10 protein-coding genes are annotated in these 14,641 nt (G+C 54.8%); 5 read left to right on the plus strand and 5 right to left on the minus strand.

The features are described from left to right. Positions 1-213 precede the first annotated feature (213 nt). Entirely contained in the window at positions 214-552 is a 339-nt protein-coding gene (locus SJY21_RS16265; protein WP_377513291.1) for a DUF736 family protein, read from the minus strand. Between the two features lie 316 nt (positions 553-868). Here SJY21_RS16265 and SJY21_RS16270 point away from each other — a divergent pair, with 316 nt between their 5' ends. Continuing rightward, positions 869-1,654, plus strand: a complete 786-nt coding sequence (locus SJY21_RS16270; protein WP_377513293.1) for an HNH endonuclease — start codon at positions 869-871, stop codon at positions 1,652-1,654. A 199-nt stretch (positions 1,655-1,853) separates the two neighbouring features. Here the strand turns inward: SJY21_RS16270 and SJY21_RS16275 are convergent, their stop codons facing one another. Together SJY21_RS16275 and SJY21_RS16280 are read right to left on the minus strand one after the other, a co-directional pair. Continuing rightward, a complete protein-coding gene (locus SJY21_RS16275; protein ID WP_377513295.1) occupies positions 1,854-3,719 on the minus strand; it encodes a ParB/RepB/Spo0J family partition protein in 1,866 nt (621 codons plus the stop codon). A 125-nt stretch (positions 3,720-3,844) separates the two neighbouring features. Then, positions 3,845-4,213 carry a hypothetical protein gene (locus SJY21_RS16280; protein ID WP_377513297.1) on the minus strand — a complete coding sequence of 123 codons (369 nt, stop codon included), beginning with the start codon at positions 4,211-4,213 and terminating at the stop codon, positions 3,845-3,847. Positions 4,214-4,841: 628 nt separating this feature from the next. Between SJY21_RS16280 and SJY21_RS16285 the strand changes: the two genes are divergently transcribed. The 3 genes from SJY21_RS16285 to SJY21_RS16295 are packed head-to-tail and all read left to right on the plus strand — an operon-like array spanning position 4,842 to position 9,681. Further along, positions 4,842-5,951: an AAA family ATPase gene (locus SJY21_RS16285; RefSeq protein WP_377513299.1), complete on the plus strand. Its 1,110-nt coding sequence runs from the start codon at positions 4,842-4,844 to the stop codon at positions 5,949-5,951. A 10-nt stretch (positions 5,952-5,961) separates the two neighbouring features. Then, positions 5,962-8,178: a S8 family peptidase gene (locus SJY21_RS16290; RefSeq protein ID WP_377513301.1), complete on the plus strand. Its 2,217-nt coding sequence runs from the start codon at positions 5,962-5,964 to the stop codon at positions 8,176-8,178. Positions 8,179-8,184: 6 nt separating this feature from the next. Beyond that, the gene (locus tag SJY21_RS16295; protein ID WP_377513303.1) at positions 8,185-9,681 is read left to right on the plus strand and encodes a hypothetical protein; all 1,497 of its coding nucleotides are present in this window, start codon (positions 8,185-8,187) and stop codon (positions 9,679-9,681) included. A gap of 458 nt (positions 9,682-10,139) precedes the next feature. On the opposite strand, the gene SJY21_RS16300 is transcribed toward SJY21_RS16295, so the two are convergent. Continuing rightward, a complete protein-coding gene (locus SJY21_RS16300; RefSeq protein WP_377513305.1) occupies positions 10,140-11,564 on the minus strand; it encodes a UvrD-helicase domain-containing protein in 1,425 nt (474 codons plus the stop codon). Between the two features lie 15 nt (positions 11,565-11,579). After that, on the minus strand, positions 11,580-13,355 hold the full coding sequence (locus SJY21_RS16305; protein ID WP_377513307.1) for an AAA family ATPase: 1,776 nt from the start codon (positions 13,353-13,355) through the stop codon (positions 11,580-11,582). 281 nt (positions 13,356-13,636) lie between these two features. On the opposite strand from SJY21_RS16305, the gene SJY21_RS16310 reads away from it, so the two are divergent. Then, the gene (locus SJY21_RS16310) at positions 13,637-14,641 is read left to right on the plus strand and encodes an IS30 family transposase (protein ID WP_377513309.1); all 1,005 of its coding nucleotides are present in this window, start codon (positions 13,637-13,639) and stop codon (positions 14,639-14,641) included.

Genomic DNA, 14,641 nt, shown 5'->3' on the forward strand with positions numbered 1-14,641 from the left:
ACATAGTTGCTATTTCTCTGCTCGAATGCGCTTATTTGCGCAACTTGACTCTAAAGGCAGTGATTCACCCTGTTAAGTCAAGGTTTTTATCCACAATTTGTGCTGCTGAACCGTCGCGCTACTAGAGAAGCGATTGGCCCTGTGGAGTTAACAGCTGTTAACAGCACCCACAGAGAGGGAATGCCAGACCGTCGGAACGGTCTGACAATTTGCTCAGGCTGCCTCTTTTGGACCCCAAGGGATCACCGCTTGAGTCGCAGCATCATCCTGGTTCGCGGCTTTGCCGAGATTGGCATTGAAGCCGAAGTCACGGATCGACAACGTGAAGTAGTCAGCGCCGGTGTCGCGATTCTGCTTCTTCCAGATCCCGCCGCATTCGACCAAGCGGCCACGTGGTGAGCGGCCGAGCACGCGGTGCGTTGGGGCCATGGGATTGTCGCTGGAGATCGGCTCAGCAGTGATGTCGATGTCGAAGGTCAGAGTGGAAATCGAACCTACGCCCTTGGCGGTCTCGATGTCTGCGTTTTCGAATTTGATGCAGTTGGTAGTCATTGCAGTGCTCCTTCATTTGATGTTGCAATGATGGTCAAAGGGCAGGGGCAATAGACCCGAAACACCGAAGGCGCAGCGGAGCGGAGAAGGGCAGGGGGCCTGAATTTTGAATCGCGAGGAATGGCCCGCAGGGGCAGGGGACAATTCTGGACACCGCCCTTTGGGTTCTGGGCTGACCCTGCGACCAGCATGTCATGCAACACCGAATGGAGGAGCGTCGGCGACCAACTGCTTTCGTCAAGACGAGCGCTCTAGCCCACACCGCCAAGGCTCGGGCGATCTTTGCCACTGGCCGACAAGAATACCTACCAGCGCTGTGTCTGTTGCGGTATTTAGCACCATGATCTGTATTTGGTGCAAATCCGACCACACGACGCTGTCGAAAGAGCATGCGATCCCAGAAGCGCTAGGATGCCCACCTCAGCTGATATTGGATGATGTAGCCTGTAAGACCTGCAACAACAGCTTTGGCAAAGTGGATCACGCCCTCGTCAAACAGTTTGAGATCATCAGTGTGATGCTGGGTGTCCGGCGGAAAGGGAAACGTCCTCCAACAATTGATAGCTGGAGTGCAATATCAAGCGAACACTGTGCGGACGGCCCACACATCTACATAAACAGAGGCCCAGGCGATATTGCTGCAAACGGCAAGAAACTGCGTCCGGCCAGACGGTCAAATGGCATAGAAGACGCCTGGATCAAACCTGAAGACAGCAAAATGGGGTTTTCTCAACAGTTTGGAAATGATCCGCTGTTTCTCCCGTCACTTTACAAGATCGGACTCAATCTCGTCGCATACAACTTCGGCGCTGAAACGGCGGCGTCGCCTCAGTACGACCATGTCAGAGCTTTTGTAAGATCGGAGAAAGGTGCCTCTTTTCTGAAAGTGGCCATGGACGCAGTCCCAACTCAAACTGCGACAAACCGAGTTTCTGGCCCAATCACGAAGAACGGACGCGCCTATCCGATGTTTCAGGTCACACTTCTTGGCGTCACCTTTCTTTTGGATATGGCTCCGGATCAACCATGCCTGCGAGATTTGAGAGGGGCGGCTACAATGATGGGCGAAAAGCTCTACGTTTTTCCTGCGCCAAAGGCTTGAAAGTAACGATCTGCATCAAACTCCATTGCACCGCCTTGGCTGTGCTCCCGCGCGGATAGCGCCGGTCCGGCGGCGGGGTAGGGGGCCTGTCCTTCTGCGCCGCCGTCGGACAATTTTGCAGACCTGCCGATCTAGGAGAGCTCAAACAAAAAAGACCCCACCGAAGCGGGGCCAGTTGGTCCTTCCCACGAAGGAACCGTCAGGTGCAGTCGGGCACCCATTTGTCGAGCTTGGCTTTTTGCTCTGAGGTCAAACCCATCAGCTTCTGAGTGATGGGATCATTCAACAGCTTCTCCATCTTCTCAGCTTTCTCGGCCTTTTTGAGCTTGGCGAAACTGGCAGCGCGGTCATCTCGCGCATTGCAACCGAGAAATTCACACATAAGATCAATGAGATAGGCTGCTGATGCGCGTGAGAAGAAGTTCTCTGCCGTGGGCGTCCAATGCTTGCGGATATCTGCGCCCGCTTCCTCTGCGATCACATTAAAGAACGCAGGGTCTCCAGCTTGATAGGGCAGGGTGCGGGTGATCGCTTCGGTGATCTGCGCGTTGCGGGCTTTCTTGCCATCCTCGCGGAAGGTCGCGAATGCTTCCGTGAGGTCCTCAACACGCGTTCCCTGCTGCCAGTACTCGCTGGCGTCGATCCCGTGCGCGAGGCGTGACTCAGGGGTGAAGCCATCTTCTACGCTTGGGATATTCCTCGGGCGGTCCAGCCGAATACCAAACACGCTTTCAAAACTCCCCGATGCCTCTGACAGCCCGAACCCCAACAGGTCCAGCACAAGTTCGGGTTTGGCCAGCAAGGCTGCTTGCACTGAGGCCAGTCGGATTGCTTGCATGTCCGCCACCAGCTTTTGCGAGTAGGGGGATTTGGGAGTGTCAGGCTTAGCAGACTGCGGCGCTTGCAGATTGCCTGCCTCAATGGCGGTTTTCTTGTCCTCGGGACGGACCAACCCTGCGGTCACCTCAACCTTGCCAGAGTTGTTCACGAAGATGATGCACCCCGCATGGGCTTTCTGACCCTCGGAGTAGTCGCCGTCGAGCATGGTTTGCAGTTCCGCGAGCCGCACTTCGCCGTCTTCGTCCAGCACCCCGCCATTGGCAAGGTCTGCCAGCTCGTCGTATTCCTTGGCCTCTTCCTCTGTTAGTTCGCCTTCGATGGGATAAAGACGCGCCAGCTTCATCTGATCCAGATCGTAGTAGTTGAGCCAAGCCTCGCTGCGGGCTTCTGCCCATGCCCAGCCGTGGGTCTCGGTCAGATCAGCACGGGCCTCGTCCAGCTTTTCGACAAAGAGCCGATCCAGAAGGGCAGGGGAGGCGAGGAAGGCTTCGTCCGAGAACAGATCGCGTGTGACCGCGCCACCCTCGGCCTCATAGGCCTCAAGCCCGACAAACTTGGCGCGGCGGTCACTGGTCTTGATGGCGTCGGGGTGTAGCGCATTCTTGATTGCGCTCTCGGACACCGCTTGGCCTCTCACTTGATCCAGAATGCCCAGGGTCAGAGCCTCGTCGTCGGACAGCGTGAAGGCTTTGGCCGTGCCAAGGCTGATTTCGCCTGCGGCTAGGGCGTCCAGAACTGGTTCGGGCAGGTTCGCGAGGGCCAGCCGTTGATAGACGCGGGCCTCGGTCACGGCAAAGGCGAGGGCGATCTCTGGCACGGAGGCCCCGCGCGTCTTCATGCGGCCAAAGGCGCGGATTTCATCTGCGGGGGTCATGTCTTCGCGGGCTGCATTCTCGGCGCTGGCCCAATCCTCGGCCTCGGCGGCGTTTGCTGCAAGTTTGACGGGAACTGTTGCGAAGGGATGATCCTCGGAGCGCTCGGCGATCATCTGGATGGCGCGCAGGCGACATCCGCCCGCGACAATGCCAACTTCGCCGTCTTCACCCATGAGGCCAGCGAGATTGTGAATGAGGCCGAAGCGCTCAATGCTGTCGGCAAGGCTTTCGATATGGGCGTCCGAGACGGTCTTGCGCGGGTTCAGATCGGAGATGTTGAGCGCTTCCAGCGGGATTTGCAGAATTACGGCACTGGCTGTGTCTGTCTGAATGATCTGTTGTTTGGTCATGGTTCATAGTCCTTTGATGTGCTGTCAGGGCCTCTCAGAGCGCCTGAGCGCGAGTTGAGGCCGTTTTGATGGGGTTGTGCTGTAGGGCAGGGGGCCGAAGCGCCTGAGCGCCTCGGCCAGCGGCGTTACCACCAGCAAGAATAGATCACGGTCGATCCAGCCTGCATCTCGGCCCGCGCCCACGCGCAGAATTCAAGATCGTAGTCGCGGTATTCGACTGCTTGCTCGTCTTGGAATTGATGGCCGTAAAAGAACCCGCCCTCACATTGGGGCAAAGCACTGCCTTTGATGGCTTGTTCCAGCGTGTCGATGTCGCCTTCTTCAAGCTTGAGTTCGCCGCAATTGAGGTCGGTGGCGGACAGCCCTGTGCGCTCGGTGTAGAGGGCTTCCATGAACGTTTGCAGTTTGGAGTGCTTGCGCCATGTGAACTTGGCGCTTTCGCCTTCGTCGCCGCTTTCGGGTGTTTTGAGATATGCGTATTGATCGAGGCCCATGTTTGAGGCTCCTTTCCTTCGTGGTTGGAGCGGTGCTTGGCTCGTTTTGCTGAACTCCTCGGTGAGGTCTCGCGTCTTGGCCTTGCTTTCCGCCATTGGGCGAAGGCCTCTCTGTCTCTGACGTTTGGAAGACCCCCGCGTCTTCCGAAGGACAGAGCAGGGAGGGCAAAGCCCGTCCTGCGGCCGGACGGCGACCCGACACAGGGGGCCGGAGCGATGAAACTGGGAGGGACCCGCGCCTCGCGTGGGAGGAACCGGGTTTCTGAGGGGAGGCTGGCGCGCCCGCGCGACACCAGAGCCCCTGTTCGGGACGCTGGCCGGATGGCAGGCGGATATCTCAGATTGGGAAAACTGCCAGCCGGGGTAGAGCGTAGCGGAGACCCGGCTGACTTCTGTGCAAAGCGATCGCGGGTTTGCCCGCGATCTCATCAGTCAAATGCACGAAGGATCGTCTCCCGCATGGGCGAAGACGCGAGCTTGCGCGGCTTCGGGCGCAGCCAAGAGCCTGGCCAGCGCAGGCGGGCAAAAGAATAGAAAACACAACTGGAAGAAATTTAGATTTGCAAAATCATTTTCTTCCATCTATGCTGTAAAATAAATCAATACAATAAATTACTGAGGTGGTTGCATGGCAGAGAATGATGGAGTTGAAAAGGATTTCGTCCATCTCGCACGGGTGGCACTGTCGGGGCGCACTCAAGACGTCCAAACTTACCTGCATCGAATTGCGAAGCGTAGGGGCCTGACTAAGGAGTTTTCCTCAGCTTTGATAGAGTTGTTGCGCAAAAATCCGACCCGCTCTTCGCCGTTACGCAAGGGCATGGAAAAGGCACTGCCAACGGACACGGATTCTCGCTTTCAGCTGTTGCGGGTAGAGGAGACACCGTTTCTGCAGATGGAACCAGTCTACACGGAGCAGGTTCAGAGCACGTTGTCCCGCCTCGTTGAAGAGCGCCAAAATCTAGGCACCTTGCTTGAAGCAGGTTTGGAGCCGACCCGAACTGTCTTGTTTACGGGTCCTCCCGGTGTGGGAAAGACCCTGGGTGCACGCTGGGTTGCGCGTGAGCTTGGACTTCCGCTCATGATCCTTGATTTGTCCGCCGTCATGAGCAGCTATCTTGGACGCACAGGTTCCAACCTGAGACATGTGCTGGACTACGCAAAATCCATCGATTGCGTCCTTCTAATTGATGAACTGGACGCGATTGCAAAACGTCGAGACGATTCAGGTGAGATCGGAGAGCTGAAGCGCCTTGTCACAGTTTTGCTTCAACAACTCGATGATTGGCCGTCGTCTGGCTTACTCATCGCTGCAACCAACCATTCCGATCTACTCGATCCAGCAGTCTGGCGGCGATTTGAACAGCCCGTTAATTTCGAATTGCCGCAGGAGGCCGGAGTACGAGCTTTTTTGGGAGCGCTGCTCGATGAGGTCGCACCGGACATGTCAGTCTGGGTCGACATCCTTTCGCTTTCTCTGGTTGGGCGGTCCTATAGCGATATTGAGCGAGAGGTTACGCTTGCACGACGATCGGCTGCCCTGAACGGGAAAGGGTTGGATCACTATCTCTCCCTGCTTGTGACAGCCCGCGAGCACTCCAAACAAGAACGCATCGAGATCGCGGTCCGGTTGGTCAAGAATGGCCTGGCCACTCAAAGAAAGGCCCATGAAATCACAGGCGTCGCGCGCGACACAATCCGCACACATCTGAAGAATGACGCGATTTTAGAGGTTTGAATTGGTAACAATGAGCAAGCAGAACTTTCTTTTGGGCAAAGGTGAACGCCTCACCGACAACATCGTTATCAGAAGTGGGGGTGCACCCAAAGAGCCTCCCTACACTTTCGACGAAGCACGAGGTCGGCTTTCGCCTATGATCTCGGAGACGTCAGCTCGTATCGATGAGCTACCACAAGCGGCCTGCCCAAGTGACGAGGCTGTGATTTCATTGACGCTCAATCCCGAATACATCGCAAAGTCCTACTTCCCGCATGATCTTTTGCGGGATGTTGGTATCGAAGTGATTGGTAGCCGCCCCAAGAAGACAACGCCTGAGAAACGGTCACGGGGCAGGGCGCCCGAAGAGGCTGTTACGACCGAGCTGTTTGCGAAGGGGAGCAGAGCCGCCATCAGGTCCTGGAGCCAGCAATTGCCGGATTGGCGCGCAGACAGAAGCAGCGCAAACGCGCTAATTTCCATCGAAGAGGTCTCTGCACCGGTTCCGCACGCCAAAATCAAAGGTTCACTTCCCGAGCAGGGGCGCATGGCAATGGAGACAGTGCTTCACGCAAACGCTCTGGAACCTGACATGCTTCGGGCTTTTTTCGCCTATCTTAAGAGCCAGGAGATCGAAGCCGAGGCAGGCCGCAGGTTCTTTGCCAAGGGCTTGTGCTTTCTCGAGCTTGATGCGCCTGCAGAACGCGCAGACGACATAGCGCTCTTTACGGGTATTCGCACCCTGCGACAAATGCCTAGCTTGAGGATTCTCCGACCAACCATTCGCTCAGCTGGCATCCCTACGACTGATTTGGAATTGCCTGCGGAAGGGCCTGTCTCAGAGGACGTCCGAGTGGCAGTATTTGATGGCGGCATACCAGAAAACCATCCATTGACCCAATGGGCGGTTCCCCATGAACTTCCCGGTATGCTTCCTGCCACTGAAGAAGACCTCTCGCATGGGGTCGGCGTGACATCGGCAGCTCTATTTGGCCATATCAATACCAAAGAGCCCCTGCCGCGCCCCTACGCAAACATCGACCACTTTCGCGTTCTGGACGAAACACCTGGGCAAGATCCGCATGAGCTCTATGAAATCCTTGAGCGGATCGAGAGTGTGTTGTCGAGCCAGGAATTCGATTTTATCAATCTGAGCCTGGGGCCCTGTCTTCCGATCGAGGACGATGATGTTCATGCTTGGACAGCCGTGCTGGACGACCGACTGTCACGGGTTTCCACATTGGCGATGATTGCCGTCGGTAACGACGGCGAAGGGGATTCCATCCTCGGCCTCGATCGTGTTCAAGTTCCGTCAGATTGCGTCAACGCACTAGCAATCGGCGCCTGCGACACACCGGGCAATGATTGGCAACGCGCACCATACAGTTCCAAAGGACCGGGACGCAGCCCAGGTCTCGTGAAACCGGATCTGGTCGACTTCGGTGGCGAATTCAGTCGGCCATTTGTTGTCGTCGCACCGGATGCGACACCCTCTCTCACAACGACTGGCGGTACGTCGTTTGCAGCGCCGAGCGTCCTACGATTAGGCACCGGAATTCGTGCCCATTTCGGCTCCAACTTGAACCACCTGGCGATCCGCACGCTCCTTGTTCACACAAGTGAAGAAGGCGACCAAGATCACAAGGAAATTGGCTGGGGTCGCGTTGCGCGCAACCTTGATGATATTATTCTGTGTAACGACGACACGGTCCGGGTTGTTTATCAAGGCGAGATTTCACCAGCCAAATACATTCGCGCTGCAATTCCAGTACCTGTTGAACAGATGAGTGGCATGGTCTCGATCAAGGCTACGATTTGCTACAAGACCCAAACCGATCCTCATCACCCTGGGAACTACACGAGGGCTGGGCTGGAAGTAACTTTTAGGCCGAACGACACCAAGTATTCCAGAGACGAGCAGGTACATCCAGATTCCGCCAGCTTCTTTGGCTCGTCTCTACCAGGCGCTACTGAGGATGAGCTGCGACGCGATGCCTGGAAGTGGGAAAACTGCCTTCATGCGGCCAAACGCAAACGCGGCAGCTCGCTGATCAATCCATGCTTTGACATTCACTACAATGCCCGACTCGAAGGGCGCAACTTCGCACCGCCCGAAAACCTGAGCTATGCGATGGTGGTTTCCGTACAGGCCAAGGGTGTAGCTGATCTATACGATCAGGTCGTGCGTCAATACGCGACACAAATCGAACCGTTACGCCCGGTCCTCGAAGTACCGATCCGTACTTGATGTGCCATGAAGAACACTGAAGGAACTCAGGTATCGATAACTATACCTGCCATCGCGTCGCTCGACGACGAGGACATGCCCAACATTGTACCTTTTTACGACGGCCGGTGGAGCAAACAGACAAAACAGCTACTAGCAGATTTCGATACGCAGTTGCTCGACCTGAACCAAGGCTGGGCGTCCACTTGGACCGAATGGTGCTGTCCCTGCTGCAAGAGGCATAAACGTCAAATCGTTAGGCTGACACCCTCAGGGGTACTGCTCTGCCACCTCGAGCGTCACCATGATCACTTGGATGACTTCGTGAAGCGACTGTTTGAGGAGATCAAAACGCAGTGCAATGATCCTAACCTCCGCGTTCAAATGAGCCGGGCTGAGGGCGCGCTCAGACCACTCGTAGAACGCTTTGAATGCGTTCTGATTTGTGCGGATTGCAATCTCGCTGACGGACGTGTGAAACGCGAGCTCAGGGATGAAATAGAACCACATTTCACATTCACGCCATCGGAAATCGCCGATTTCATCACTATTCAGGACAACCAGCAGCATGGGGTCGACTTCGAGCGGGCCCGCGCCATTTGGACTGATGCCGGGGAAGATTTTTCTGATCGGGTCGACTTTGCCACGCGGATGGCGAAGAGAATTGCAAACGGACGACACAAGCGAGAAGTCGCGCCAGGCCGTAAATTACATGGCCAACCGCAAACAAAGGATGTCTGCTTTCGGCTTCTGGAGATGCAGGTGCCTGATATCCACCGCCTGCACCTCGGCGAAGCCATTGAGGCGCGCTCTGTGGCGCGCGACGGTGTCGGCAGGACCCAGAAGCCCGGCAAGACGAAAAGTGGAAAGCCCCCAACGGACGCGGAATTTGCAACTCTGGATGCGGAACAGACCTCAACGAGTAAGCTCTGGCGGGGGGCTGGAAATGACTGGCAATGCGCATGCTGTGACCGCTCCAAACGCGAAATCCTTCGTCGGTCCAACCGCGGGAAATGGACCGCCAGGATTCACCAGTTCGAGGAGTTTGAGCTCGAGACTAACCCCGAACAACTTTGGCGTCGACGACTTGACGGTGCAGGCGATATTGTCATCTCGGCTCCGAAACGCTTGCTGGTTTGCCAGGATTGCCGAGAAATAGCCGCCAAACTGCGGCAGCGCCGAGCAGATCTGGACGCTCGAACATTAACGCTAGAAAATCTGCGCGAATTGGCAAATCCGGCCACGGCGAATGTTGCCCACGACGTCGACTTCGAGAGAGTCAAAGAGATGGTTGCTGAGAACGCATCGCTTTCGAATGCAATAAGTGAATTCGAAGAGCATAAGCGTCGGGCTATCGACATTCGGATCGAAGTTCTGAGATTGAAGATGACTGGGCGCTCCGAAATTGAAGCTCGGGACTTCATTGGTTTCGAGATAGCAAAGACGCGGGACTGGGAACTGGAAGAGGGGGATGAACACACGGATTGGCTGCTTGAGGAAGCGGCCCGTTTCGGCCCGAACTAGGAAATCAAAGGCAGTCAGATGAACAACCAAGAAAGCCAAACAAAACAAATACTGCGCCGGCATCGAGCACTCGCAATTCTAAGGTTTCTAGCCCGATCACCAGAGTATCGGTCTAATGAAAATGTAGTCATGGATTGGTTTCGTCACCTAGCATTGACCTGTACGCGCGCGGAGTTTCGTGAACTCGCATCCTTTCTCGAACGCGAGGGGCTGGTTCGCTCAGAAAACGGAGAGGGGATACAGGTTCTGACTTTGATGGGAAAAGGACTGGAATTTGCACAGGGTCGGGATTTCTCTGAAGATATCGAACGCCCGGGACCGGAATGCGCGTATTGAAGACTGCGTGTGTGCGGGCGACTGACGAATGTCTTCTACTGTTGCGATCTCAGAGATTGGCATGACCTCGAAACGAAAGCTACAGAAGAACTAATTACCGAAAGCGTCGCGGCAAGTATTTTTCACGGCAAAACCGGTTTACGTGAGAACACGTTGACGGATTTGGCTCCTCTAGTAAGGGCAACGTACAGGTGCTCCTTCGACATCGCGTTGCCTGGACGATCTGCATCGAGAATCAAGACGTGATCAGCCTCCAAACCCTTTAGCAGAAGAGTTGAACCGACTGCTTTCGGTGGAATGATCCGGCCCGTATGACGACGTTGTTCACGAAGACCGGCGATCGCCGCTGGCAGGCTGGCATCTGGCGTCGTCACTGCGGTTTGCAGTGCTTCTATCATTATGTTGAACGCGCTGTGTCGGTAGACCCGTCTGTCTCGATCTTGCACCATGGACTTGAGGAAACGAACCGCTTCGGAGTAACCACCACCTTGTGCCAACGAGATTGCCGCCATTTCCGGATTGGTTGGAGGTGTGCGGTTGCGATTTCTAAGGATCGTTTGGACGCGCGCATTGAGTTTGTCCCCATACACGTTCGTCATGACCTTTATTAGGAACCCTATACACGCATCCAGAAGCTCTTGACCCAATTTACCGTCCATCTGGTCTGCAAAGCCTACGACATCGCGGAAATCCACTGGTTCGACAACTCCGACCCCCTTTGCTCGACTGGCAAAATTGTGTCTGGAATCCGCTTGAATGGAGTCTCCGATTATCAGAAATTTCTCTTGCGGATTTTCTTTAGAAACCTTGTATTGAAGCGCAATCTGGGCCGCTGCGTTGGCGTTTTGGTCCGTGCCAAGCGGATGCCAAGCCACACGTGCAGGAAGCGTCCGAAGATCAATTTGATTTCCAGCCTCTAACACTCTTCGAACGTTTAGAAGCCAAGCGCCGAGGTCTTTGGCCCCAGCGTTGTTCCAACGCCAAGGTGTAACCAACCGCCCGAGTTCAGGAAAGGTTGGAACCACTTGCGTTGTCCAATCGGGAAGCGGGTCGCCACCAAACCCGAAGATCGCTTGCATCGGATCGCCGAACACAACTGTCGGAATTGCATTCGCGAGGCCGGAAGTGATCAGGTGTTGGCTTTCCGAGCAGTCTTGGTACTCATCCACCAAAACCTGCGAATATGTCGCGGCAATCTCTGGATTGATGTCTCCAGAAGCACAAAGCCCACCAACCGCATTTTGTATAGCCGTGTAGTTCGGAGCATTCTGCGGATCATGCTGGTATCCAGCGCGTTCCGGAAACATCGCTATTATAGTCAGTGCCCAACCCGCAATCGTATTGAGCCGGTAGTTGGATGCGGGTACGTCATCCCGCTTTAGTCTCTGCCTCAACGCCGCTACGCCTGCGGTGGTATGGGTAAGGACCAAAATTGGCTTACCATCAGCCTGAGCAATCGTTTTGGCGATCAATTCAGTTTTGCCGCATCCAGCGGGGGCAATGACATGCCCACGTTGAGCCTGAAGAATGTCGGGTACATCGACCATTGGAACCTATCCGTTTCAGACAGCGTTTTCTGGCTGGGCTGTTGATGACGTGTTTATCCACTGCCACAGCGAAGCCAGCGGTGATGTGAAAATCGCACCTGTGCCTTGCCACGTTGGAGCAATTACTTCTTTCAGCACCCGTTCAGCTGGCTCAATATCTTTGAACCATTTACCATCGCCAGCACATTGTCCTAACATAGGCCGCATCTCATCGGTGAAGTTGTCCCTGCATAGCTGGAGATTGTATTGGCCGTCGCTTACGCGACGGATTTTCCCGTCAATGGAGTCTTCAGAACGCCATTCGCATGCGACGGAAAGAAGGTCTGGTATCTGCGCTGCGGACACGGATGAGAAGATTGCTGCTTCCGTCGAGTACCCATCTTGCCAACGAAACACCGTGATCCCTTGAGCCGCCAAATCCGCATATACCGCTCCGTCGTGTGCTACGTCAGAATCCATGAACAAGGCAGCTCGATAGCCCATGCGCGCAAAAATTTTCGCACGATCCATCATGGAAGAACCGCCGCCATCAGCCCAGTAGCAGCCATTTGCAAGAATGCTCTTCAAGCCCTGACTTTGTCGCCATAAATCAAGCCCCCTGACTACACCGATCTCTGTTTTGCCCTCGCAAACAATGACATTTGGGGCGAGAAAGGCCTCGGCGCATGCTCTGAGAGTTTTTTGTGCGTCTTCAGACCCGCCAAGAGGAAAAACGAGGTTTGAAGTCGTTTTTGTTTCTGGTTGAACGACTTCACCGTTGTTGATTAGGGCGGGATTCGTGATCCGAGTTGCTCGAACAGCATGAAGCTGAACTGAAGAAAGCTCGCGAAGGACTACCGGCGAGTGCGTTGTCAAGAAGACTTGTTGAGAGTTGTCATTGGATTTTGCCCCAAGCGAGTTGAGCAATCTTATGATGCGGTATGGTTCGAGGCCAAACTCTGCTTCATCGATGATCGAGATACTCGATTGACCGGCAACCTTTTGAAGCCCCGCAACGAGGAGGCGCATGGAGCCAGAACCAAGGTTCTTGAGTGGCACCTGATCTTCATCATGAAGTGCAATTGCGCCGCCAGAAAACGTCACCCCTTTCACGTCCAATAGCGCGTTTACTTTTTCAATGGGGATACCCATGTTGTTAGCGATGGTTTTGGAGGTGGTTAGCACTTCATCCACACCATCACAGCCTTGTTCGGCAAAAGCTTGGCGCGCTTGTCTCGAAGCTGCCGCCAGTGCTGCCGATGCCTGTGTTTTGTCCGGCGACAGCTTTCCGAGAACGGACCGCGGGCCCAACGCCATATGGTGTGACGCTACTGTTCCAAGACGCGTAGGCGCAATGAGCTGCCGATGTTTCCATTGGAGATTCCGTTCGCGACCGTCGGCGGATGGGCCTTCAGAAAACAGCAACCATTGCGGTTCCAAATCGTCTCGTACGATCAACCGAACAGTCAGCACGGTTTCCAGTGCTGCAGACGTCTCGTTGTATATGGTTCCGGTTTGCGGGTTCCAGCCACGGAGAAAGTGACCATAGGCTTCAAGGTTTCGGAGGTCATCAGGCAAGGCACCCAATGTCACGTCAATGACAATAGGTTTGTCAATTTCACATCGATGGAAGTCGGCGTCTGTGAAGGCTATGCTTTGTCTAGTCCCAAGGGTGAGTTCTATGGCATCTAGAATTGTTGATTTTCCACCATCGCCAGGCCCGATCAAGCAGTTGATTCCTGGATTGGGACACCATTTTAACGAGTAAATACCCCGGAAATTGGATATCGAAACTTCTCGAATAACTGTCATGCTTTGCCTCAAATTTTTGAAATGGTAGCACGATGCTGGCATCCCTTAAAGTTGAGTTCGAGGTTTAAGTGATTGTTAACAGGTGAATACCACGGCAGAACAGCGAGGTGCATTCTATCTTATGCCGGAAACGCTCATATTTAACATAATAAACCCTCTGCGCCGTTTGCCATCCATTACTTAACATAACCTTGATTATCGGCCCCACAGATTGTAGCAGGGCACATTCCATTTTGGATTACATCACTGGATAAATTTCTGATGCAGATCAGGAGGATGTGATGAGACGACCCTACCGTAAATTGAGCCTGGATGAACGTAGAATCTTGGCGACGATGCTTCAGGCGAAAGCCACGAAGACAAAGATCGCTGAAACACTGGGCCGTGATCGCTCTACGATCCACCGTGAGATCAAGCGCAACTGGTGGCATGATGAGGACGTTCCACAGGCTGATGGCTATTGGCATGTGACAGCGCAGACGCTGGCGGATCGGCGTTACATGAAGCGCCGCAAGCTGGAACAGTACGAGGATCTGCGCGAGGAAGTGATCGCCAAGCTGAAGACTGGGTGGTCACCGGAGCAAATCGCAGGTCGGCTCAAGATCGAACCACGCGCACCACATCGGATCTGTCATGAGACGATCTATCAGTACGTCTACTCTGACAGCGGCCAGTCTCAGGAACTTGGTCGGTATCTTCCCGAACGTCAGAGAAAGCGCAAACCTCGTTACGCACGTAACTCCCGCGATCGCGTCTTTCCCATAGAAACAAGCATCCACAACCGCCCTGAAGAGATCAATGATCGCAGCCAGTTCGGAAACTGGGAGGGCGATTTGATGATCTTCGAACGGGCGCAGGGCAACGCCAATATCGCGACGCTGATCGAACGAAAGACCCGGTACACACTGCTGCTGCGCAACAACGACCGGAAGTCGCGACCGCTGATGAATAAGCTGATCAATGAGATGTCACCCCTGCCCGCTGATGCGCGGCGCAGCATCACGTTCGACCGTGGGTTTGAGTTCACATCCTGGCGGGAGTTGCACAAAGGCATGGGCACCAAATCATGGTTCTGCGACCCGCAGGCGCCGTGGCAAAAGGGGTCGGTCGAGAACATGAACAAACGGGTGCGAAGATACCTCCCGCGGGACACCGCTCTGCTGTCGCTCCCAAATCGATATATGAAGTCGATTTGCGACCGCCTGAACGCGACACCGCGCAAATGTCTGGGGTTTAGAACGCCAGCCGAAGCTTTCAGAGATGAACTGATGAAAATGGAGCGATGA

The organism is Octadecabacter sp. R77987, from assembly GCF_042466115.1.
In the GTDB taxonomy this organism is placed as follows: Bacteria; Pseudomonadota; Alphaproteobacteria; order Rhodobacterales; family Rhodobacteraceae; genus SW4.

Bases quoted from the DNA above. Each gene is read 5' to 3' on its own strand.
- SJY21_RS16265 (WP_377513291.1), bottom strand. From the start codon at position 552: ATGACTACCAACTGCATCAAATTCGAAAACGCAGACATCGAGACCGCC.
- SJY21_RS16275 (WP_377513295.1), bottom strand. From the start codon at position 3,719: ATGACCAAACAACAGATCATTCAGACAGACACAGCCAGTGCCGTAATT.
- SJY21_RS16280 (WP_377513297.1), bottom strand. From the start codon at position 4,213: ATGGGCCTCGATCAATACGCATATCTCAAAACACCCGAAAGCGGCGAC.
- SJY21_RS16285 (WP_377513299.1), top strand. From the start codon at position 4,842: ATGGCAGAGAATGATGGAGTTGAAAAGGATTTCGTCCATCTCGCACGG.
- SJY21_RS16290 (WP_377513301.1), top strand. From the start codon at position 5,962: ATGAGCAAGCAGAACTTTCTTTTGGGCAAAGGTGAACGCCTCACCGAC.
- SJY21_RS16295 (WP_377513303.1), top strand. From the start codon at position 8,185: ATGAAGAACACTGAAGGAACTCAGGTATCGATAACTATACCTGCCATC.
- SJY21_RS16300 (WP_377513305.1), bottom strand. From the start codon at position 11,564: ATGGTCGATGTACCCGACATTCTTCAGGCTCAACGTGGGCATGTCATT.
- SJY21_RS16305 (WP_377513307.1), bottom strand. From the start codon at position 13,355: ATGACAGTTATTCGAGAAGTTTCGATATCCAATTTCCGGGGTATTTAC.
- SJY21_RS16310 (WP_377513309.1), top strand. From the start codon at position 13,637: ATGAGACGACCCTACCGTAAATTGAGCCTGGATGAACGTAGAATCTTG.